This is a genomic window from Streptomyces sp. NPDC007084, assembly GCF_040703595.1.
Taxonomy (GTDB): Bacteria; Actinomycetota; Actinomycetes; order Streptomycetales; family Streptomycetaceae; genus Streptomyces.
Genome location: NZ_JBEYFY010000003.1, coordinates 317,690 through 338,351 on the forward strand (window position 1 = coordinate 317,690; position 20,662 = coordinate 338,351).

At 71.8% G+C, this 20,662-nt stretch carries 12 protein-coding genes and 2 pseudogenes; 3 read left to right on the plus strand and 11 right to left on the minus strand.

Features of this window, described 5'->3' with window-relative positions; translation table 11 throughout:
• Positions 1-80: 80 nt before the first annotated feature.
• Positions 81-1,211: pseudogene (locus AB0912_RS04910) on the minus strand (AraC family transcriptional regulator); the annotation flags it as partial.
• On the opposite strand from AB0912_RS04910, the gene AB0912_RS04915 reads away from it, so the two are divergent.
• The 3 genes from AB0912_RS04915 (at position 1,099) to AB0912_RS04925 (ending at position 8,244) form a co-directional block, all read left to right on the plus strand.
• The gene (locus tag AB0912_RS04915) at positions 1,099-6,183 is read left to right on the plus strand and encodes an ATP-dependent helicase (protein WP_366696515.1); all 5,085 of its coding nucleotides are present in this window, start codon (positions 1,099-1,101) and stop codon (positions 6,181-6,183) included. The pseudogene AB0912_RS04910 and the gene AB0912_RS04915 sit on opposite strands and share 113 nt — an antisense overlap.
• Before the next feature lie 427 nt (positions 6,184-6,610).
• Complete coding sequence (locus tag AB0912_RS04920; RefSeq protein ID WP_366696516.1) at positions 6,611-7,450, plus strand: DNA-formamidopyrimidine glycosylase family protein; 840 nt, start codon at positions 6,611-6,613, stop codon at positions 7,448-7,450.
• Between the two features lie 32 nt (positions 7,451-7,482).
• Complete coding sequence (locus AB0912_RS04925; protein ID WP_366696517.1) at positions 7,483-8,244, plus strand: SDR family NAD(P)-dependent oxidoreductase; 762 nt, start codon at positions 7,483-7,485, stop codon at positions 8,242-8,244.
• Positions 8,245-8,345: 101 nt separating this feature from the next.
• Here the strand turns inward: AB0912_RS04925 and AB0912_RS04930 are convergent, their stop codons facing one another.
• The 10 genes and pseudogenes from AB0912_RS04930 to AB0912_RS04975 all read right to left on the minus strand — a co-directional run bounded on the left by AB0912_RS04930 (position 8,346) and on the right by AB0912_RS04975 (position 20,625).
• Positions 8,346-8,633: a hypothetical protein gene (locus AB0912_RS04930; RefSeq protein WP_366696518.1), complete on the minus strand. Its 288-nt coding sequence runs from the start codon at positions 8,631-8,633 to the stop codon at positions 8,346-8,348.
• A gap of 47 nt (positions 8,634-8,680) precedes the next feature.
• Entirely contained in the window at positions 8,681-9,151 is a 471-nt protein-coding gene (locus AB0912_RS04935; protein WP_366696519.1) for a DNA starvation/stationary phase protection protein, read from the minus strand.
• Positions 9,152-9,374: 223 nt separating this feature from the next.
• A complete protein-coding gene (locus tag AB0912_RS04940) occupies positions 9,375-9,752 on the minus strand; it encodes a helix-turn-helix transcriptional regulator (protein ID WP_037620346.1) in 378 nt (125 codons plus the stop codon).
• Between the two features lie 525 nt (positions 9,753-10,277).
• Positions 10,278-11,438 carry a serine hydrolase domain-containing protein gene (locus AB0912_RS04945; protein ID WP_366696520.1) on the minus strand — a complete coding sequence of 387 codons (1,161 nt, stop codon included), beginning with the start codon at positions 11,436-11,438 and terminating at the stop codon, positions 10,278-10,280.
• Positions 11,439-11,615: 177 nt separating this feature from the next.
• On the minus strand, positions 11,616-12,896 hold the full coding sequence (locus tag AB0912_RS04950) for a GDSL-type esterase/lipase family protein (protein ID WP_366696521.1): 1,281 nt from the start codon (positions 12,894-12,896) through the stop codon (positions 11,616-11,618).
• A 294-nt stretch (positions 12,897-13,190) separates the two neighbouring features.
• Positions 13,191-14,666 (minus strand): annotated as a pseudogene (locus tag AB0912_RS04955) (glycoside hydrolase family 30 beta sandwich domain-containing protein); the annotation flags it as partial.
• A 153-nt stretch (positions 14,667-14,819) separates the two neighbouring features.
• Entirely contained in the window at positions 14,820-15,719 is a 900-nt protein-coding gene (locus tag AB0912_RS04960) for a carbohydrate ABC transporter permease (protein WP_366696522.1), read from the minus strand.
• Positions 15,719-16,675: a sugar ABC transporter permease gene (locus AB0912_RS04965; RefSeq protein WP_366696523.1), complete on the minus strand. Its 957-nt coding sequence runs from the start codon at positions 16,673-16,675 to the stop codon at positions 15,719-15,721. The genes AB0912_RS04960 and AB0912_RS04965 overlap by 1 nt, the downstream gene beginning before the upstream one ends.
• Before the next feature lie 5 nt (positions 16,676-16,680).
• Entirely contained in the window at positions 16,681-17,973 is a 1,293-nt protein-coding gene (locus AB0912_RS04970) for an extracellular solute-binding protein (RefSeq protein WP_366696524.1), read from the minus strand.
• A gap of 93 nt (positions 17,974-18,066) precedes the next feature.
• On the minus strand, positions 18,067-20,625 hold the full coding sequence (locus AB0912_RS04975; RefSeq protein ID WP_366696525.1) for a glycoside hydrolase family 3 C-terminal domain-containing protein: 2,559 nt from the start codon (positions 20,623-20,625) through the stop codon (positions 18,067-18,069).
• Between the last annotated feature and the right edge of the window lie 37 nt (positions 20,626-20,662).

A 20,662-nucleotide genomic window follows, 5' to 3' on the forward strand; every position in this document is an offset into this window, starting at 1 on the left:
TCTTGTACGTTCTTGCGCTCCCGCTGGTAGGCGCCCGGGGGCACGCCCACGATCCGGGTGAAGTGTCGGTTGAGGTGCGGCTGGTCGGTGAAGCCGACGGCGACGGCCGCCTCGGCGGGGGCGGAACCGGCGTCCAGAAGATGACGTGCCCGGCGCACCCGGGCGTCGGTCAGCCAGGTGTGCGGCGGCATCCCGTAGGCGTCCCGGAACGCGCGCAACAGGGCGAACGAGCTGGTGCCGAGGTCGGCCGCGAGCCGCTCCAGCGTCGGCGGCTCGGCCATCCGCTCGTCCAGCACGGCACGCGCGCGTGCCGCGAGCCGGGCGCCCGCGGTCCGCACGGCCCGCTGGGGCAGGGGCCCGCCGTTCAGGCGCAGCAGCCGGGTGACGGCGACCCGCAGCAGGGTGTCGGCGGCCAGCGCGTTGCCCTCGTCGGCGGCGCGGAGCACCTGGTGGACCAGGCCGGCCGCGTAGGGGTCGTCGAGGACGGGGCGGGTGAAGCCGGGGGCGCCGCGCAGGGTGGTGGTCTCGGCGGCGATCTCCGCGACGAGTTCCGGCGAGGGGTACACGGCCCCGTAGCGCCAGCCCTCGGGGACCCCGGCGCGTCCGGTGTGCGGGGTGTCGGGGTTGACGAGGGCGAGCGCGCCGGGACCGGCGTACTGGTCGGCGCCGCCGTGGTGGAAGACCTCCACACCCTCGTCGATGGCGGCGATCACGAAGTTCTCGTGGGTGTGCCGTACGAAGATCTTCTCGACGTACCGGGCTCGCAGGAGATCGACACCGGGCAGCTCCGCGTACTGCCAGTGCCGTGCCCGCTCCTGCCCCGAACCTGTCACGTCCTCATTCTCCGCCACCCGCGCCGCGAGGCCCGCGCCCGTCCCCTCGCACCCCGCTGCCGAGCAACGCGGCCGTCCGTCGCGGCCCATTCCCGGGCGCCCCGACCGCCACCGCAGCCCGCTCCCGAACCCGGCGCCCCATCCACCGCGCCCCCTCCACCACAACCGGCTCCCGCCCCTCGCGGTGGCCGGCCGGCCACCGCGCCCTGTGGCCGTATCCGCGCAGGTCAGGGCGATTGTCAGTGTGCGGGTGCAGGATGGACGCATGGTCAGCTCCGCACATCGAGCCCTCGACGGCTTCTCCCCCGCGACCCGCGGCTGGTTCACGGGGGCGTTCTCCGCGCCCACCGCGGCCCAGGCCGGGGCGTGGCAGGCCATCGGCGCGGGCTCGGACGTGCTGGTCGTGGCCCCGACCGGCTCCGGCAAGACGCTGGCCGCGTTCCTCGCCGCGCTCGACCAACTGGCGTCGACGCCCCCGCCGGCGGACCCCAGGAAGCGCTGCCGCGTGCTGTACGTGTCACCGCTCAAGGCGCTCGCGGTCGACGTGGAGCGGAATCTGCGCAGCCCGCTGACCGGTATCCGGCAGGAGTCGGTGCGGCTCGGGCTGCCGGAGCCCGAGGTGAAGGTCGGTATCCGCTCCGGGGACACCCCGCCGGCCGAGCGCAGGGCGCTCGCGACCCGCCCCCCGGACATCCTGATCACCACCCCCGAGTCGCTGTTCCTGATGCTGACGTCGGCCACCCGCGACGCGCTGACGGGCGTCGAGACGGTGATCCTGGACGAGGTCCACGCGGTCGCGGGCACCAAGCGCGGCGCCCATCTCGCGCTGACCCTGGAGCGCCTGGACGACCTGCTGCCCAAGCCGGCCCGGCGGATCGGCCTGTCGGCGACCGTGCGCCCGGTGGACGAGGTCGCGCGGTATCTCTCCCCGCAGCGCAAGGTGGAGATCGTCCAGCCGCCCTCCGGCAAGGAGTTCGACCTCTCGGTCGTCGTCCCGGTGGAGGATCTGGGCGAGCTGGGCGGCTCCCCGGCCGCCGACGGCAAGGAGGGCGCGGAGAAGCCCTCCATCTGGCCGCACGTCGAGGAGCGGATCACCGACCTCGTCCAGTCCCACCGGTCCACGATCGTGTTCGCCAACTCCCGGCGCCTCGCGGAGCGCCTGTGCAACCGGCTGAACGAGATCGCCTACGAGCGGGCGACCGGCGAGCCCCTGGACGAGGCGCATTCGCCGGCCGAGCTGATGGGCGGCTCGGGCGCGGCCCAGGGCGCTCCGGCCGTCATCGCGCGGGCGCACCACGGTTCGGTGTCCAAGGAGCAGCGGGCGCAGGTCGAGGAGGACCTGAAGGCCGGCCGGCTGCCCGCCGTCGTCGCCACCTCCAGTCTCGAACTGGGCATCGACATGGGGGCGGTCGACCTGGTCATCCAGGTCGAGTCCCCGCCTTCGGTGGCCTCGGGGCTCCAGCGCGTGGGCCGCGCGGGCCACCAGGTCGGCGCGGTCTCCACGGGCGTCGTGTTCCCGAAGTACCGGGGGGACCTGGTGCAGGCGGCCGTGGTCACCGAGCGGATGCGCACGGGCTCCATCGAGTCCCTGCGGATTCCCGCCAACCCCTTGGACGTCCTGGCACAGCAGCTCGTCGCCATGACGGCGCTCGACACCTGGCAGGTCGACGACCTGCTCACCACCGTCCGCCGCGCGGCCCCCTTCGCCTCGCTCCCCGAGTCGGCGTTCACCGCCGTGCTCGACATGCTCGCGGGCCGCTACCCCTCGGACGCCTTCGCGGAGCTGCGGCCCCGCGTCGTCTGGGACCGCGTCGCGGGCACGGTCACGGGCCGGCCCGGCGCCCAGCGCCTCGCCGTCACCTCCGGGGGCACGATCCCCGACCGGGGGCTCTTCGGGGTCTTCCTCGCGGGAGCCGACCCCAAGAAGGGCGGCGGCCGGGTCGGCGAGCTGGACGAGGAGATGGTCTACGAGTCCCGGGTGGGCGACGTGTTCACCCTCGGCACGAGTTCCTGGCGCATCGAGGACATCACCCGGGACCGGGTCCTCGTCTCCCCGGCCCCCGGCGTCCCCGGCAGGCTGCCGTTCTGGAAGGGCGACCAGCTCGGCCGGCCCCTCGAACTGGGGCGTGCCGTGGGCGCGTTCCTCCGCGAGGTCGGCTCCCTCCCCCAGGACGACGCCCGGCTCCGCCTCCTCGCGGCGGGCCTCGACGCCTGGGCCGCCGACAATGTCCTGGCCTACCTGACCGAACAGCGCGAGGCCTGCGGTCACGTGCCCGACGACCGCACCATCGTCGTCGAGCGCTTCCGCGACGAGCTGGGCGACTGGCGCGTCGTCGTGCACTCCCCGTTCGGCGCCCAGGTGCACGCCCCCTGGGCGCTCGCCCTGGGCGCGAAACTGTCCGAGCGCTACGGCATGGACGCCCAGGTGATGCATGCCGACGACGGCATCGTGCTGCGGCTGCCCGACGCCGACCTGATGGGCATGGACCTGCTCGACCAGGCCCCCACGAAGCCGGGCACCGAGTACGACGCGGACCAGGCACCGGTCGGCGCCGCGGACGTCGCCTTCGACAAGGGCGAGGTCAACCAGATCGTCACGGACCAGGTCGGCAGCTCGGCCCTGTTCGCCGCCCGCTTCCGCGAGTGCGCCGCCCGCGCCCTGCTGCTGCCGCGCCGCAACCCCGGCAAGCGCACCCCGCTGTGGCAGCAGCGGCAGCGTGCCGCCCAACTGCTCCAGGTGGCGAGCGAGTTCGGCTCCTTCCCGATCGTCCTCGAAGCGGTCCGCGAATGCCTCCAGGACGTCTTCGACGTCCCGGGTCTCACGGAGCTGATGGGCGACATCGAGTCCCGCAAGGTCCGCCTCGTCGAGGTCACCACCCCCGAGCCCTCCCCGTTCGCCCGCTCGCTCCTGTTCGGCTACGTGGCCCAGTTCCTGTACGAGGGTGACTCGCCGCTCGCCGAGCGGCGGGCCGCCGCGCTGTCGCTGGACTCGCGCCTGCTGGCCGAGCTGCTCGGCCAGGCGGAGCTGCGGGAGCTGCTCGACGCCGATGTGCTGGCCGAGCTGGAGAGCGAGCTGCAGTGGCTCACCGAGGACCGGCGCGTCAAGGACGTGGAGGGCGTCGCCGACCTGCTGCGCGTGCTGGGGCCGCTCACGGACGCCGAGCTGGCCGAGCGGGGCGCCGAGCCGCACTGGGCCCAGGAGCTGGCGTCCGCGCGCCGCGCCATCCGGGTCCGGATCGCCGGGGCCGACCACTGGGCGGCGATCGAGGACGCCGGCCGCCTGCGGGACGCGCTCGGCACGGCCCTGCCGGTCGGCGTCCCGGAGGCCTTCACGGAACCGGTGAAGGACCCGCTCGGCGACCTCCTCGCCCGGTTCGCCCGCACCCACGGACCGTTCACGTCCACGACGGCCGCCGCCCGCTTCGGTCTCGGGACGGCGGTCACGGACGGGGCGCTGCACCGGCTGGCCGCCGCCGGGCGGGTCGTGCAGGGCGAGTTCCATCCGGCGGGCATCGGCCAGGAGTGGTGCGACGCGGCGGTCCTGCGCAGGCTGCGGCGCCGTTCCCTCGCCGCGCTGCGCCACGAGCTGGAGCCGGTGCCGCCCGCCGCGCTCGCCCAGTTCCTCCCCCAGTGGCAGCACGTCGGCAGCGGGCACGGGCTGCGTGGCATCGACGGTCTGGTGCGTGCCGTCGAGCAGTTGCAGGGCGCGTCCGTGCCGGCGTCCGCGCTGGAGAAGCTGGTCCTGCCGTCCCGCGTCGCCGGTTACACGCCGGCACTGCTCGACGAGCTGACGGCCGCCGGAGAGGTGGTCTGGGCCGGGGCGGGTTCGCTGCCGGGCAAGGACGGCTGGGTCTCGCTCTACCTCGCCGACGCCGCGCCCCTGCTGCTCCCGGCCGCGCACCCCCTGGAGCTGACGGCCCTGCACCAGTCGGTCCTCGACACCCTCACCGGCGGATACGGCCTCTTCTTCCGCCAGATCGCCGACCAGGTCCGCGCCACCACCCACCCCGACGCCACCGACCCCCAGCTCGCGGACGCCCTCTGGGACCTGGCCTGGTCCGGGCGCCTCACCAACGACACCCTGGCCCCGATGCGCTCCCTGCTCGGCTCGGGCCGCACCGCCGGCTCGACCGCCCACCGCGCCAAGCGCTCGATCCCCCGCGGGCGGTACGGCGCCCTGACGGGCGGCGCCCGCCCCCAGTCCCGTACGGGCCCGCCGACCGTGGCGGGCCGCTGGTCGCTCCTGCCCGAGCGCGAGCCCGACCCCACCGTGCGCGCTCACGCCTTGGCCCGCACCCTGCTCGACCGGCACGGCGTGGTGACCCGGGGCGCCGTCGCGGCGGAGGGCGTGGAGGGCGGCTTCTCCGCGGTCTACCGCATCCTGTCCGCCTTCGAGGACAGCGGCCAGGCCCGCCGGGGCTATGTGGTCGAAGGCCTCGGCGCCGCCCAGTTCGCCATGGACGGCGCGGTGGACCGGCTGCGGGCCGCGGCCAACGCCCGGGACCGGGGCGACACCTCGTCCGGCCTCATGTCCCCGGGCGGCCCCGGCTTCCCGGACGACTCCCCCGGCGCGCACGGTTTCCCCGACGACCACGCCCTGCCGCCCGGACGGGGAACCGGTCACTACCCGACGGACCTTCCCGGCTCCCCCGATCTCCCCGGGTTCCCGGACATCTCCGGCCTGCCGGGCACCGGCGGCCTCTGGGACACCGCCGGCCCGCCGGACCCCGACGGGGACGGCGACGATCCCCCCTTCGACGCTCCCCACTTCGGCACCCCCGACTTCGGCACCCCCGACACCGACGGCCACGGCACCGAGGGTCACGACCCCGCCTTCAGCGCACCCCCCTCGTCCCGGCACAACGGCTCCCCGTACGGAAACAGCCCCGCCGGTCCCGCCCGCCAGGGTTTCCCGCACGGCGGCTTCCCGGCCGGTGCCCGCTCCCGTACCCAGGACACCTCCCCGGCGGTCGTCCTGGCCGCCGCCGACCCGGCGAACGCCTATGGCGCGGCGCTGCCCTGGCCGGAGTCCCCGACCGAGGCGGGCCACAAGCCGGGCCGCAAGGCGGGCTCCCTGGTGGTCCTGGTGGACGGCGAGCTGACCCTGTACATGGAGCGCGGCGGCAAGACCCTGCTGGCCTGGCCCGCCGATCCGGACGGCCCGGTGGGCGAGGACCCCCGTCTGCGCGCCGCCGCCGAGGCCCTCGCGGCGTCCGCCCGCGCGGGCTCCCTCGGCACGGTCACGGTCGAGCGCGTCAACGGAGCGTCGGCCCTGACCTCACCGCTCGGCACCCTCCTGGAAGGATCGGGCTTCATCGCCACCCCACGCGGGCTGCGCCTCCGAGCCTGACCCCGCCCCGCCTCTCCCGGGCCGCGCCTCGGGGCCCGGCAGCGCTCCCCACATCACGCAGCCGGGTCCACGGCTCCGCGCCCCGCCCCGAGGGCCGGCTCCCGAACGGCTGAATCCCGAACTGCTGGATCCCGAAGGCCGGCCTACGGAGCTGCCCAGTCCCCGCCCTACGCGGCCGCGTCCACGGCCGGGGGCCGCCCCCACCATCGCGGGCGGGCGCGCCCACGCGCCCCTCACCGCCCCCCACCGCAGCCGGGCACTCCCAGCCCGCGCCCCTTCACCGCCCCGACACAAGCTGAGCGCCTACGGACGGACCTGCCACCCACACCCCCGGACCCACCACACCCCCCGCACACCCCACAGTCCACTCCACTCCACCCCACACCACTCCACTCCACTCCGCCCCCACCCATGCCACCCTGGACCCATGCCCGAAGGAGACACCGTCTGGCAGGCCGCGAGGCGGTTGCGTCTGGCCCTCGCGGGGAAAGTGCTGACCCGGTCCGATCTGAGGGTGCCGCGCTATGCCACAGCGGACCTCACCGGCCGTACCGTCCTGGACGTCACCCCGCGCGGCAAGCACCTGCTCACCCGGATCGAGGGCGGCCTGACCCTGCACTCGCATCTGCGGATGGACGGCTCCTGGAAGGTCTTCGAGCCCGGCCGGCGCTGGAGCGGCGGCCCGGCGCACCAGATCCGGGCCATCCTCGGCACCGAGGACCGCACCGCCGTGGGGTACCGCCTGCCCGTACTGGAACTCCTGCGCACCAGCGAGGAGGAGCGCGCGGTCGGTCATCTCGGCCCCGATCTCCTGGGCCCCGACTGGGACCCGGACAAGGCATTGGAGAACCTTCTGCGCGATCCCGACCGCGCCCTCGGCGAGGCCCTCCTCGACCAGCGGAATCTCGCCGGGATCGGCAACGTCTACAAGAGCGAGCTGTGCTTCCTGCTCGGTGTCACCCCCTGGCTCCCCGTCGGCGCCCTGCCCGCAGGCCTGGCCGCCCAACTGCCCGGCCTCGCCAAGAAGTTGCTGGAGTTCAACCGCGACCGCCCGGCCCGCGTCACCACGGGCCTCCGCGACCAGCACCTGTTCGTGTACGGCCGAGCCCCCCGGCCCTGTCTGCGCTGCGGGACGCCGATCCGTGTCGCCGACCAGGGCGACGGGTCCCGCGAGCGCCCCACGTACTGGTGTCCCCGCTGTCAGACGGGTCCCACCCCCGCGCCGGGCGCGCGCCGAGCCGTACATCAACCCCGCACAGCCAATTGACGACCCGTCAGAAACGCTCGTACCGTCGCTTCATGGCCCCCGTCGCGTACGACCTCACCGGACGCACCGCCTTCGTCACCGGCGCGGCGAGCGGTATCGGCCGCGCCTCCGCGGTGCTGCTCGCGCAGGCGGGCGCCGCCGTGCACTGCGCGGACCGCGACGGGCAGGGCCTGCACGAGACGGCGACCCTGATCAAGGACCAGGGCGGCACGGCCCACACGCACCACATCGACGTCACCGACCGCGCCCAGGTACGGCAGGCGGTCACCTCGTGCGAGCGCGTCGACGTCCTGGCCGCCGTCGCCGGGATCATGCACAGCAGCCCCGTACTGGAGACGAGTGACGAGGATCTCGACCGGGTGCTGAGCGTCAACTTCAGAGGCGTGCTGCACGCCTGCCAGGAGGCGGCGCAGGTCATGATCGCGAAGGGGGTGCGGGGCAGCATCGTCACGATGGCATCGGGCGCGATCGACACCGGAGGGCCGGGCCTGTTCTGCTACAGCGTCTCGAAGGCGGCCGTCGTGCAGCTCACCAAGACGCTCGCCACGGAGGTCGGACCGCACGGGATACGTGTCAACGCGGTCGCGCCCGGCTGGGTCCGTACGCCCATGACCGACCGGCACGGCGAGAAGCAGGCGCACACCGAGGCGTTCATGGCCCGGCTGTCACCACTGGGCCGGGTCGGGGAGCCCGAGGACATCGCCCACGCCGTACTGCACCTGGCCTCGGACGCCTCGGCGTTCACCACGGGCCAGATCCTCCGCCCCAACGGCGGCGTCGCGATGCCCTGGTAGCGCACGCCGCACCCCACCCACAGCCCGCCTCACACGCAGACGCCCGGCGGCCTCGCCAACGCCCGGCCCCGCACCGAAGGCCCGCCGACCTCGCCGCCCCGCTACCCCACCCCCGGAGCCGCTCCGGGCCCCTCCCCGTTCCCCTGGCCGCTTCCCCGGCGGCGCCAGGCCTCCCGCCAGTACGCCCACCAGCGGTCGGAGCCCACGGCGCCGGCCGCGCGGGACTTCGGCACACAGTGGACCGGGAGCAGGCTCAGCCCCCAGCCGCCCGCCGCGATCGTCCCCTCCAGCACCCCCGCGCCCGGCACGAAGGCGAGCCGGAGCACGCTGCACCACCACACCGCGCCCAGCGCCACGGCGGCCCCCCGGCGCACTATTCGCCCCGCCATGGCACCCTCCTCCGGCCCGGCACCCGGGCCATCGACGCGGTCGGCCGTCAGCCGTTCTCCGCCTGGAACATCCAGTGGTGCTTCTCCAGGTCCGCCGTGATGGCGATGAAGATGTCCTGGCTCACGGGGTCCGGTTCGCCGGTGGAGTCCACGCGTTCCCGCATCCGGGTGATCACCGCGGCGAGCGCCTCCACGAGGGTGGCCACCGCGTCCTCGTCCTTGATCCAGCCGTCGGGGGTCACCCCGATGCCGCTGCTCGTGGCCACGGTCGCGGCCCGCCCGTCCGGCGGGACGCCCAGGGTCGCGGCGCGCTCGGCGACGGTGTCGGAGTGCAGGCGCGCGGTGTCCACGACCTCGTCGAGCTGGAGGTGGACGGAGCGGAAGCGGGGCCCCACGACGTTCCAGTGCACCTGCTTCGCCACGAGGGAGAGGTCCACCAGGTCGACCAGGGCGCCCTGCAACGCCTCGGCGACGGTCTTCAGGTCCGCGTCGGACAGGGGGCTCTTCACGACGTACATCCGCATCCTCCGATTCACCACGGGTCCGGCGGTCGGCCTCGCCCCGTCCCTCCACCATGAAGGGCGCACCGAACCCCGGCAAATGGACGCATACCGAACGTCACTGTCCGTGTCCGGGGGACGCGAAAGCCCCGGCCAGGCTCCTCCAGGTCTTCCTGGAGACGCCCCGGCCGGGGCTTCCATGTGCGTGTGACCGCTCAGGGACCTTCGAAATCCGTGAGCGTCAGGCGGCGACGACGTCGACCGCCTCGGCAGGCGCCTTGATCGTGACCCGTTCCGGTGGCACACCGGTCACCGATACGGAATTGAGCATCGGGCGACGCACCGGTGCGGGCACCGGTTCGGTGGCCGCAGCCGACTGGGCCAGCTCGGCGAGAGCGAGTTCGTCGCTCACTTCCCGCATGAGCTCGGACATCCGTACGTCCAGCGCGTCGCAGATCGCGGAGAGCAGCTCGGAGGACGCCTCCTTCTGCCCCCGCTCCACCTCGGAGAGATAGCCGAGTGAGACTCGGGCGGACGAGGAGACTTCGCGCAGAGTACGGCCCTGGCGCTGGCGCTGCCGACGCAGCACGTCACCAAGCAGGCGACGGAGCAGAATCATCGGTGGCTCCCTCCTCGGACCGCGTAGCCGCATCCTTCACGCCCCACCGTACCGCCTCGCGCCGCGGCCGTGCGGGGAGCGATGTCGTGTTCACTCAGGGCTGCAAACATCAAAACCCCCGGGAGAGTCGCTACAGCACTGTCACCTGCGAAGACGTCACAATAACCGTCTCTGAGGCTACCTTGGGGGCTACTTGTGTCTTTCCCCCCGTCCTGGGCTTCAACGCTGTACCTGCACGGACGGGCCGCAGGGGAGACATCAGAACTTCGGGCAAGCGGCACGCTGAGGGTTACACCTCGATTCTCGTCCATACTCCATGTCGCCACTTTTACCCGTTAACGGGTCGACGCATCCGCTTCATTCCAACTTCTACGGACCGGGCTCGACCAATGTTCAAAGATGAACGCTTGCCCGCCGAACTTTCGCTCCCTACCGCCGGTCCGGCGGACGCCTGCTGCTCAAACCCTCCGCGGAGGTCGCGCCCGAGGTGGCGGGCGGGCCCCTACTCGCAGCACGCGGTGTCCACTACTCGCAGAACGCGGTGTCCACGGCGGACATGACCGCCTTGGCCGACTTCTCGGGGTCGCCGCCGAAGGTTCCCGGCAGGGCGGTGACGGCGAGGCCGACGGAACGGCCGTCGTCCGTGGCTCCGCCGCGGGTCTCGAACCCGTCGATGTCACCGCCGTGACCCCAGTACCTGCCGCCGCAGCTCAGCGGGACGCTGAACACGCCGAGCCCGTACCGCCACCCCGGGAGTAGCGGAGCGTCGACCGTCTTGCGCATCTCGGCCAGCTGCCTGGCCGGAAGCAGCTTCCCGTCGAGCAGTGCGCGGGCGAACTTCGCGAGGTCGCTCGGCGTCGATATCAGCTGGCCGGCGGCTCCGCCCCAGGACGGGTCCATCTCGGTCGCGTCGACGACCTTGCCGGTCTTCGGGTTGCCGATGGCGTATCCGCTCGGGTGCGGGCTGCGGATCGTCTGGTCGCCAGGCTGGGGCCAGTAGGTGTGATCCAGCCCCGCCTTCTCGATGACGCGCCGGGTGATCTGCTCCTGCACCGGGCGTTCGGTGATCTTCTCGATCAGCATGCCCGCGAGAAGATAGTTGGTGTTGCTGTACTCCCACTTGGTGCCGGGGGCGAACTTCGCGGGGTGGGCGAGCGCCGCGGCGAGCAGATCGCTCGGGTGGAAGAACTTGTGCTGGACCTTGTCGAACTCCTCGAGTCCGATGTGCTCGGTGTAGTTGGGCAGGCCGCTGGTGTGTTGCAGCAGGTTGCGGACGGTGATCTTCTCGGCGTCGATGCCGGGGCCGCGAACCACGTTCGGCAGGTACTTCTCGATGGGCGCGTCCAGGTCCACCCTGCCCTCGGCCACGAGCTGGAGGACGACGACGGCGGTGAAGCTCTTCGTGTTGCTGCCCGCCCGGACCTGGGCGTCGTGCGGGACCGGGTCGTGTTTGCCCAGGCGGGAGGAGCCGGCGACCAGCGAGGTTTCCCGGCCGCCCTTGCTCGTCCAGGCGAGTGCGGCCGGGAACTTCTCCTGCTTCACCAGGGAGTCGAGGCTTTCCTGGAGGGGGCGGTCGTGGGCGGGGTTCGCCACGGCCGCGCTGGTCAGGGTGGTGGTGCTGATCAGGCCCGCCGCGGCAAGGAGCAGTAGCCTGCCGCGCAGCTTCGAGGTGTGGGTACCAGGCATCGGAATCCCCTTGTTCGTTCGGGCGGATCGACATCCACAACGATGTCCGAATCCGGCCCGAAGATCAGTGGAGGTACCACCTGAAAGCGGGGTGGAGCCGGCACCACCCCGAAAGGGACGTCGCGACTCTCCCCGCCACACACACGAGGTCCGCGCCGGCGGAAGGACGGCCGGGTGTCAGTGCCTTGCCGAGCCGGTCACCATGGGCAGCCCGACAAAGTCGGCGAGAGCCCGCTGTCCCGCGACGTTCACGTGCACTCCGTCGCCGGTGTCGTAGGCGGGATTGATGCTGTTCGGCTTCAGCGGGTCCTTCAGCACCTGGTCGAAGTCCAGAACACCGTCGCACGTGCCGGAGCAGTCACCGCCCTTGCGCACGAACTCCGCCACGGCGTGCCGTGCCCGGTTGGCGGTGTCGCTGTAGCCGGGGCGCGGGGTGATCGGGGTGACGTACACCTTGACCCCGGCCTTGTGCAGGCGCTTGAAGGTCTCCCGGTAGCTCGCGATCACCTGGTCTGCGTCACAGCCGGCCGCGAGGTCGTTGGTGCCGTAGTAGAAGAGGACACCGCTGACCCCGTTCAGGGAGAGCACGTCACGCTCCAGGCGGGCGAGCGAGTCGAATCCCTGGAAGTACGGTGCGGTTCCGGGGCAGTCGGCGTAACTGGTGGTGCCGATGATGCCGGCGTTGGCGACGGCGAACTGGCGGTTGGCGGGCAGCTCCTTGTGGATGCGTCGCGCCAGGATGTCCGTCCATCGCTGGTTGTTGCCCAACTCGGTGCAGCCGGTGCCGCAGTTGGTGCTGCCGGTGCCGTCCACGACCGAGCTGCCGTAGGCGACAAGGGTGCCCTTCAGGTCCTTGTTGCGTACGTCGACCGCGCTGACGAGGTAGGTGGACTCGACCTTCTCGGTGTACGCGTCCGGACCCGCGTCCGAGGTCCGGTCGCCGGAGCCCGGCGCGGACAGGTAGTTGGTGCGGAACGCGGAGTCGTGGCGGCTTGCGCTCGCCTCGCCTGCCACCGACAGCGAAACGGCCACATCATCGCCCGCTTCCGACCGCAGGGAGACCGGGTCGCTCCACGCCTCGCCGCCCGCCGGCACGGCGATGCCGCTCTTGCCGTGGAACCGGACCGCCCTGGGCTTGCCCTCCAGCGCGGCGCTCTTGCCGTCGCTCGGGGCGACGGAGGCCGCGTCGATGACGAGCGGAGTCCTGCCGAGAGTGTTCTGCACACGGATGCGCAGCGCGTCCCCGCCCTGGCTGAGGTGGCTGATCATGCGGACGGACTGGTCGCGCAACGGGTCCGGGGCCAGGCTGTGCGGCGGGTTGGCCCATGCGGTGTGCCATCCCGCCCGGGCGGGCGCGTGAGCCTGGGACGCCGGGGATTCCTGCGTGCCCGCGACCGCGACACCCGCCGTGCAGGTGAGCGCGGCCGCGAGGATGAGAGCTGACGAAGCACGGAACATGACACTCCTATGGAGGGACGCGGGCGACGAGTGGGATGAGTGAGTGGGGGCGGGGCCCGCCCGTCCGGCACCGGGGCACCGCGGTGGTACACCGATGCCGGACGGCCACCGGACGGACGGGCTCCGCCAGGAAGCTCAGGGCTGCCAGGTGCGCGGGGAGCCTAGGGCCGCCGGGTGCAGGAAGCTCAGGGCTGCCGGGTGCGCAGGGAGCCTAGGGCCGCCGGGTGCAGGAAGCTCAGGGCTGCCAGGTGCGCGGGGAGCCTAGGGCCGCCGGGTGCAGGGAACTCAGGGCTGCCAGGTGAAGGTCGCCACCGCGCCCGCGGGCAGGGTGTACGTCAGCGAGCGGCCCCCGTCCGTGATCGAGAACTTCTGCGCGGACGAGCCGGTGTTGACGGCGTACACGACGCGTTCGCCGTCCGGGTTCTGGAAGGCGACGTTCTGGACGGTGCCGGCCGTGGTGGAGCCGATGCGGGTCGCGCCCACGTCCACGAACTTCGTGAGGTGGCCGAGGGTGTAGTACTCGGCGTTGCGCTTGACGGTGCTGCCGGCGATCTCGACGACACCGTTGCAGCGGGTGCCGCAGTTGCCCTGGTGCGGGCCACCGTTCTGGTCGAGGGCGAGGTTCCAGTTGACGACCGTCTCGCCGCCCGCGCGCATGTTCCGCACGACCAGGTTCTCGGCGTGCCACTTCAGGGTGTCCTTGAAGGTGTCGGCGGTGTTCGCCGAGTCCGTGCCGGAGCACTCGGTGAAGAACACCCGCTTGCCGGCGTCACGGATCTGCTGCTGTCCCTCCGGCGAGCCGCCGTAGCAGTGGAAGGCCGCGCCGATCAGCCGGGACATGCCAGACGTCTTGCTGAACACGTCGAGCGGATAGTTCGGGTGGTCCCAGTTGTGGTCGTAGGCGAGCAGGTTGGTGCCCAGGCCGTTGGCGGTGAGGGTCTTGTCGAAGACCTTCAGGAAATCGGCCTGTTCGCCCGAGGTCATGCCCATCGAGGGGTACGTCGTCTGGAACTCGGGCTCGTTCTGGACGCTGAGGTCGGTCAGCTTGATTCCCTCGGCGCCGTACGCCTTGATCGCCTTGACGAGGTAGTCGGCGTAGTCCTGGTAGTGGGCAGGGTCGAGCTTGCCGCCCTTGAGGTCCTTGCTCGTCTTCATCCAGGCGGGCGCCGACCAGGGGGTGCCCATGAAGCGGATCGAGGAGTTGACCGACAGGGCCTGCTTGATGACCGGGATGGTCTCCTTCTTGTCCCGGGCGATCGAGAAGGAACCCTTGGTGTCCTCGTACGTGGCGAAGCCGGGGTCGGCGTTGAAGTCGCTGCTGCCGAGCGGCTGACGCAGGTAGTTCAGCCCGATGCCGTCCCCGGTGCGCGAGAACAGCGAGGTGAGCAGGGAGCTTCTTGTCGCGGAGGGAAGCTGCTGGATGAGATGGGCGGAGGCCTCGGTGACCGAGGCGCCCGCCCCGGTGAACCGCTGCCCGGTGGCGGACGGGTTGATCGCCACGTTCGCCGACTGCTGACCGCCCGTGAACGGTGTGCTGCCGGCGTCCCTGAGCTTGCTGGTGCCGTCCGCCGTGGTGATCCATACGCGGGCTGAGTCGGCGGCCGCGGACTCCGGGCGGACGGTGCGGCCGTGTCCGCCGTGGCCTCCTCCGCCGTGGCCTCCGCTTGCCGCGCCGTGGGCGGTGCCCGTACCGGCGAGGGCCAGGGCGGCGGCCAGGACGGCCGCCTTCATCGCCTTCGTCCGTGTGCGACGTGGTGCGCTTGCTGTCATCTTGCGGCTCCTTCGATGGCGTTCTGACGCTTACGGTTGTGCCGCGATCTCCTCTCCGTGCGGGGTGACCGGCCTGCGGTGGGCCGGCTTCGGGTACGTGAGACCGGCCTCGGCCACGTGAGACCGGCGTCGGCTACTTGAGGCCGGTGTCGGCTACTTGAGGCCGGTGGTCGCGATGCCCGCGATGAAGTGGCGCTGGAACAGCAGGAACACCACGACCATCGGGGTGAGGACGACGAGTGCTCCCGCGAGCAGCACGCCGAAGCGGGTGAAGTCCTGGCCGCTGGATATCAGGGCGAGGCCGACGGGCAGCGTGTACTGCTCCTCGTTCTGCGCGACGACCAGCGGCCACAGGAAGCTGTTCCACGAGCCCAGGAAGCTGAAGATCCCGAGCGCGGCAAGGGCGGGCCTGGTCAGCGGCAGGATCACCCTCCAGAAGATCGCCAGTTCTCCGCAGCCGTCCACCCGGGCCGCGTCGATCAGTTCGTCCGGCAGCGTCCGCATGAACTGCCGCATCAGGAACACCCCGAAGGGCGTGGCGAGGAACGGCAGGATCAGGCCGAGCAGGGAGTCCGTCATCCCGAGGTTGGTCATCAGCACGTACAGCGGTACGAACGTGACGAGCGCCGGCACCATCAGCGTGGCGATGACCAGGACGAACACGGCCTGCCTGCCCCGGAATTCGAGCTTGGCCAGCGCGTAGCCGAGCATCGAGCAGAACACGAGGTTGCCCGCGGTGACGGCGGCGGCGACCACTACCGAGTTCACGAACATCGACAGGAAATCCAGCTTCCCGAAGAGCTCCGAGTAGTTGACGGCCGTCAGGTTCGACGGGACGAGGGTCGGCGGCACCCGGCGGATCTCCGCCTCCGGCTTGAGCGAGCCGGACAGCATCCACAGGAACGGCACCACCATCAGGACCAGGGCCCCGGACAGCGGCAGATACAGCCAGGGGCTGCCCCACTTCTCGCGGCGGCGCCGCTTCCTCCGTACGGCCGGCGGGATCGTCGACGGGACGGCCGAAGGGACCTCGACAGTGTCGGTGGCGGTCATCACGTGTCGTCCTTCAGCAAGCGGAACTGCAGTGCGGTGAGCGCCGCGATCAGCACGAAGACCACGTAGCCCGCGGCGGCGGCGAGGTCGTAGTTGCCGAAACCGAACTGCCGGTAGGCGTAGAACGTCGCCGACACCGTCGAGTCCAGCGGGCCGCCCTGGGTCATCACGAACGGCTCGTCGAAGAACTGCAGATACCAGATGCCGAGCATCACCGAGGTCAGCAGCGTGGCCGGTCGCAGCAGCGGCAGGACGATGTGCCGGAACCGCTTCCACGGGCCGGCGCCGTCCAGTTCGGCGGCCTCGATCAGGGAGTTCGGGATGGACTGCAGCCCGGCCAGCATGATCACCATGACGGTGCCCAGGTTCCGCCACACCGCCATCACGATCATCACGGGAAGGGCCGTACGGGTGTCGGCCAGCCATGCGGGCCCATCGATCCCAACCCATGCGAGGACCGTGTTCACCAGGCCTGCCCGGGGTTCGAGCAGCGTTTTCCAGATGACGGCCACCGCGACCACGCTGGTCACCACCGGCAGGTAGAAGCCCACCCGGAACACCGACCGGAAGCAGCGGATGCCGCGGTCGAGGATCACGGCGACGGCGAGGCCCGCGGCGAGCGTCAGCGGCAGCCCCACGAGCACGAAGACCGCGGTGTTGCCGAGGGCCTTGAGGAAGACCGGGTCCTCGAAAAGCCTCACGAAGTTGTCGAGCCCGACGAACCCGACAGCGAACGGGGTGCGCAGGTCGGCGCTCTTGGTGTCGGTCATGCTCATCACCAGGGACCACGCCAGCGGCAGCAGCATGAAGGCGAGGAACAGCATCAGGAAAGGTGCGGCGAGCAGCCAAGCCGCGGGGGCCTGGCGCCGGCGCGCCGTCGAGCGCCGCCCGCCCGCCGCCTTCTTCCGTACGGGGGGTGGGGTGCTCGCCCGTTCACGCGTGGGCAGGAGGGTCATGCCGGTCAGCGCCCCGCGCCGATGCCGGTCGCCTTCTCCTGAAGCGTCTTCTGGACCTGCTCGGGCGTGGCCTTGCCGAACGCCAGCTTCTCCAGCTCCTTGTCGATCACCTCGGCGACCTGCTGCCAGGTGGTGATGGCCGGGGGCGCCTTGGTGACCTCCAGTTGCTCGGCGAACGCCTTGAGCTTCTCGTCACCGGCCAGCCGCTTGTCCTCCCAGGCCCGCTTTGCCGCCGGCAGCTGGCTGGTGGCCGCTCCGTAGGTGGCCAGGTTCTTCGGCTCGCTCAGGAACCTGATGAACTTCCATGCCGCGTCGGAGTTCTTCGCCTCCTTGAACACGGACAGCTCGACGCCCCCCGCGAGGCCCGCGCTCTGCTTGCCCTTGGGCAGCGGCATGGTGGCCCACTTGCTGTCCAGCTCGGGCGAGTTGCGGTGCAGGTTGGCGCCGATGCTCGTGGACTGCTGTAGCGCGCCGAGTACACCGTCGGTGAAGCCCTGCGCCTGGTCCGACTTGTCGGTCGGGGCCATGCCTTCCTCGAAGAACCGCCCGTAGTACTGGAGCGCCTGCTTCACCTCGGGGGAATCGAAGGTGAACTTCTTCGCCTGCGGGTCGTAGATGTCACCACCCGCCTGCCAGACCAGCGGCAGCCAGAACAGCCAGGCGTTGAAGCCGGTCTGCAGGCCGAAGGAGCCGCGCAGCTCGGGGTTCTCCTTCTTGGCGGTGGCCTGCAGCGCCTTCATGTCCTGGTAGAAGGTGTCCCAGTCGGCGCCCGGGGCGCCGTCGACACCCGCGTTCTTCAGCGCGTCCGTGCGGTAGTAGACGACGGAGGTGTCACCGGTGAAGGGCACGCCGTAGGAGGTGCCCTTGTAGAGGGTGGTGTCCCACTGGCCGTCGAAGAAGTCCCCGGCCGCGAACGCCTTGGGGGTGGCCTGCAGTCCCTTCATGGAGGCGAACTCGGAGAGCCAGGTGGAGCCGATCTGCGCCAGGTCCGGGGTGTTGCCGCCGGCGATCGCGGTGGTCAGCTTCTCGTGCGCGGCGTCCCAGGGCACCGCCGTGATGCGGACGTCGACGTCCGGGTTCTGCTTCTCGAACTCGGCGGCCAGGGCTTCGAGGGTCTTCTCCTCCGCCTCGTCGTCGCCCATCTTCCACATCGTGACCTTGCCCTTGGCGGGTCCGTCTCCGAGTCCGGCGGGCGCGTCCTTGCCGTCGGCGCCTTCATCGGCGCGGCCGCATCCGGTGGCGAGCAGGGCGACCGCGACGCCCGCCGCGATCACTGTGGTGCGCTTGAAGTGGCGCATGGTGTCGGCTCCTTGAGGGTGCTCTGGTACACGACAATGGGGTGTGGGCATGCCGTCGGCTGGAGGCCGCGCGTCCTGCGGCCTTCCTGCGGTTCAGGCGACAGTGATCTCCGTGGTGCGGCGCAGATCCCGGCTGGAGCGCCCCACGTGCAGCCGGTAGCGCCCCGGCGGCGTACGCCAGTGGCCGGCCTCCGGGTCCCAGACCTGCAAGGCGCGCTGTCTGACGACCACTTGGGCGGTCGTCCGCGCGCCGGGCCCCGCCTCGACCACCGCGAATCCGGCAAGGGTGCGCACGGGCCGGTCGAACTCCCCTTCCGCAGGCGGTTCGAGATACACCTGAACGACTTCACGCGCGCGGCGTGAGCCCGTGTTGACGACCTCGACCGTGACGTTCAGCCCGTCTCCGGCTCCGGTGGCGGGCCCGGACGGTTCACCGGAGACGGGAGCCTGATGGACGACGAGGGACTCGTAGCTCCAGGCGCTCCAGCCGAGACCGTGCCCGAAGGGGTACGCGGGCGTCAGACCCGCGCGGTCCCAGGCGCGATACCCGATGTGCAGCCCTTCCCGGTAGTCGACGACACCGTTCGTGGGCCGTGCGTGCGGCACGGGGACGTCCTCCGCGCGGGCGGGCAGCGTCCAGGGCAGCCGGCCGGCCGGTTCGGTGCGGCCGGTGAGCACGTCGGCGAGGGCGTGACCCGCCTCCTGCCCCGGCAGCCAGCCCCACAGCAGCGTGGGCACTTGTTCGGCCCAGGGCAGCAGCACGGGCGCTCCCGCGTTCACCACCACGACGGTACGAGGGTTGGCGGCGACCACGGCCCGTACCAACTCGTTCTGGCAGCCCGGCAGTTGTAGTCCGGCGCGGTCCCATCCCTCCGATTCGACCTCTTCGTTCGTCCCGACGATCACCACCGCGACATCCGCGCTCCGGGCCGCGCGTACCGCGTCGGCGATCTCGTCCGCCGCGCTCGGGCCGGGCGTCCGGTGGCGGAGGTGGGCACTGATGAACCGCCCGTATCCGGCGGCGTCGACCACGGTGAGATCGGCCGTGACCCGCACCTGGAGGGGTACCTGTGCCTCCTCGACGGTGATGTCGACACCGCGGGTCCCGGGACGGCTGTGGCTGGAATCGAGGACCATGTCCACACCGCGCTCGGCATCCTCACGCGAGACAAGGGCGCCGTCGACCGTGCAGCGGTGGCGACCCGCACACCCGAACTCGAGCCGGTGCAGGCCGGGTTCGGTGAGGACGAGCCGCGTGCGCAGGGTCACGCGATGCGTATCGGCCGGGAACGCCTCAAAGCCGCCCCAGTCGCCGGTCGGCCGCAGCACGGTGCCGATTCGGGCGCCGTCCTTGTCAAGGAAGTCGGCCCGGATGCCCGGCCCCTCGCCGTGCGGGTCCTCGGCGTGTGCCCCGTCGACGAAGGGCGGCAGCATCCGCGCGTCACCGCCGCGGCGCACCGTGAGCGTGACATCGGTGGGCAACGCCGCGCGCAGCCCCTCTTCGTATCCGACGGTCCGTGCGGTGGGAACGTAGGCGCTGCCGCCGCCCTGGAGGTACGGGCGTACGGCGTTGGGGCCGATGAGGGCGACCGACCGCGCATCCGGCAGCGGCAGCAGCCCCCCTTCGTCGCGCAGGACCACGATCGACTGCGCGGCAACGTGCCGCAGCAAGGCGTACGAGTCGTGTGTCCGCCGTGCGGTGGCGGCGGCCCCCTCGTCCGCGGCGGCCCCGTCCGCCAGCCGTCCGACCCTGCGGGCCAGTCGCAGCACCCGTACGACCTTGTCGTCCACGAGCGCCTCGGGCACCCGGCCCTCCCGCACGGCCTGGACCAGGGAGTCGCCCCAAGGCCCGTCGGGTCCCGGCATCACCACGTCGAGTCCGCCCAGCGCCGTCCGCACGGTCGTCCGCGCGGAGGCCCAGTCGGAGATCACCGGGCCGTCGAACCCCCACTCTTCCTTGAGGATCGAGCGCAGCAGGCGGTGGTGCTCGGCGGCCGGGGCGGATTCCACTCCGTCGTCGAGTCCGGAGTAGGCGGACATGACGCTCCACGGCCGCGCCTCGGCGATCACCTGTTCGAAGGGGGCGAGATAGACCTCGCGCAGCGTCCGCTCGTCGATCTTGGACCGGTAGCGCGTGCGGTCCGTCTCCGACTCGTTGGCAACGAAGTGCTTGAGACACGCAGCCACCCGCGCCCCCTGCAGACCGCGTACGACGCCGCTCGCCATCACCGCCGTGAGCTGCGGGTCCTCCGACCAGTACTCGAAGTGGCGCCCGGCGACCGGGGTCCGCTGAAGGTTGGCCAGCGGAGCGAGGAGCACGTGCACGCCCTTGCGTCGCGCTTCGGCGGCGAACAACTCACCGACCCGCTCCGCGAGGCCGCGGTCCCAGGTGGCGGCGACCGCGCTCGGCGCGGCGGCGAGCAGACCGGTCGGGTCCGCCTCCTCGCCGGTCCCCCGCACCCCCTGCGGCCCGTCGGACATGACCACGGAGCGCAGCCCGAGCCGGGGCTCGGCGGGCAGTGACCACAGGTCTTCTCCGGTGAGCAGCCGCACCTTGGCCTCAAGGCACAGCGCGCGTACCCGGCGCAGCAGATCAGTACCGTCCTCGGCGGCCGATTCGGTGTCCTGGGCATGCGCGGCGGGGGAAGTCATGGGCGGCATAGAAACATACTTACCGAGTACTTAGTAA

Coding starts and splice junctions, on each gene's coding strand:
- AB0912_RS04915 (WP_366696515.1), top strand. CDS start 1,099: ATGGTCAGCTCCGCACATCGAGCCCTCGACGGCTTCTCCCCCGCGACC.
- AB0912_RS04920 (WP_366696516.1), top strand. CDS start 6,611: ATGCCCGAAGGAGACACCGTCTGGCAGGCCGCGAGGCGGTTGCGTCTG.
- AB0912_RS04925 (WP_366696517.1), top strand. CDS start 7,483: ATGGCCCCCGTCGCGTACGACCTCACCGGACGCACCGCCTTCGTCACC.
- AB0912_RS04930 (WP_366696518.1), bottom strand. CDS start 8,633: ATGGCGGGGCGAATAGTGCGCCGGGGGGCCGCCGTGGCGCTGGGCGCG.
- AB0912_RS04935 (WP_366696519.1), bottom strand. CDS start 9,151: ATGTACGTCGTGAAGAGCCCCCTGTCCGACGCGGACCTGAAGACCGTC.
- AB0912_RS04940 (WP_037620346.1), bottom strand. CDS start 9,752: ATGATTCTGCTCCGTCGCCTGCTTGGTGACGTGCTGCGTCGGCAGCGC.
- AB0912_RS04945 (WP_366696520.1), bottom strand. CDS start 11,438: ATGCCTGGTACCCACACCTCGAAGCTGCGCGGCAGGCTACTGCTCCTT.
- AB0912_RS04950 (WP_366696521.1), bottom strand. CDS start 12,896: ATGTTCCGTGCTTCGTCAGCTCTCATCCTCGCGGCCGCGCTCACCTGC.
- AB0912_RS04960 (WP_366696522.1), bottom strand. CDS start 15,719: ATGACCGCCACCGACACTGTCGAGGTCCCTTCGGCCGTCCCGTCGACG.
- AB0912_RS04965 (WP_366696523.1), bottom strand. CDS start 16,675: ATGACCCTCCTGCCCACGCGTGAACGGGCGAGCACCCCACCCCCCGTA.
- AB0912_RS04970 (WP_366696524.1), bottom strand. CDS start 17,973: ATGCGCCACTTCAAGCGCACCACAGTGATCGCGGCGGGCGTCGCGGTC.
- AB0912_RS04975 (WP_366696525.1), bottom strand. CDS start 20,625: ATGACTTCCCCCGCCGCGCATGCCCAGGACACCGAATCGGCCGCCGAG.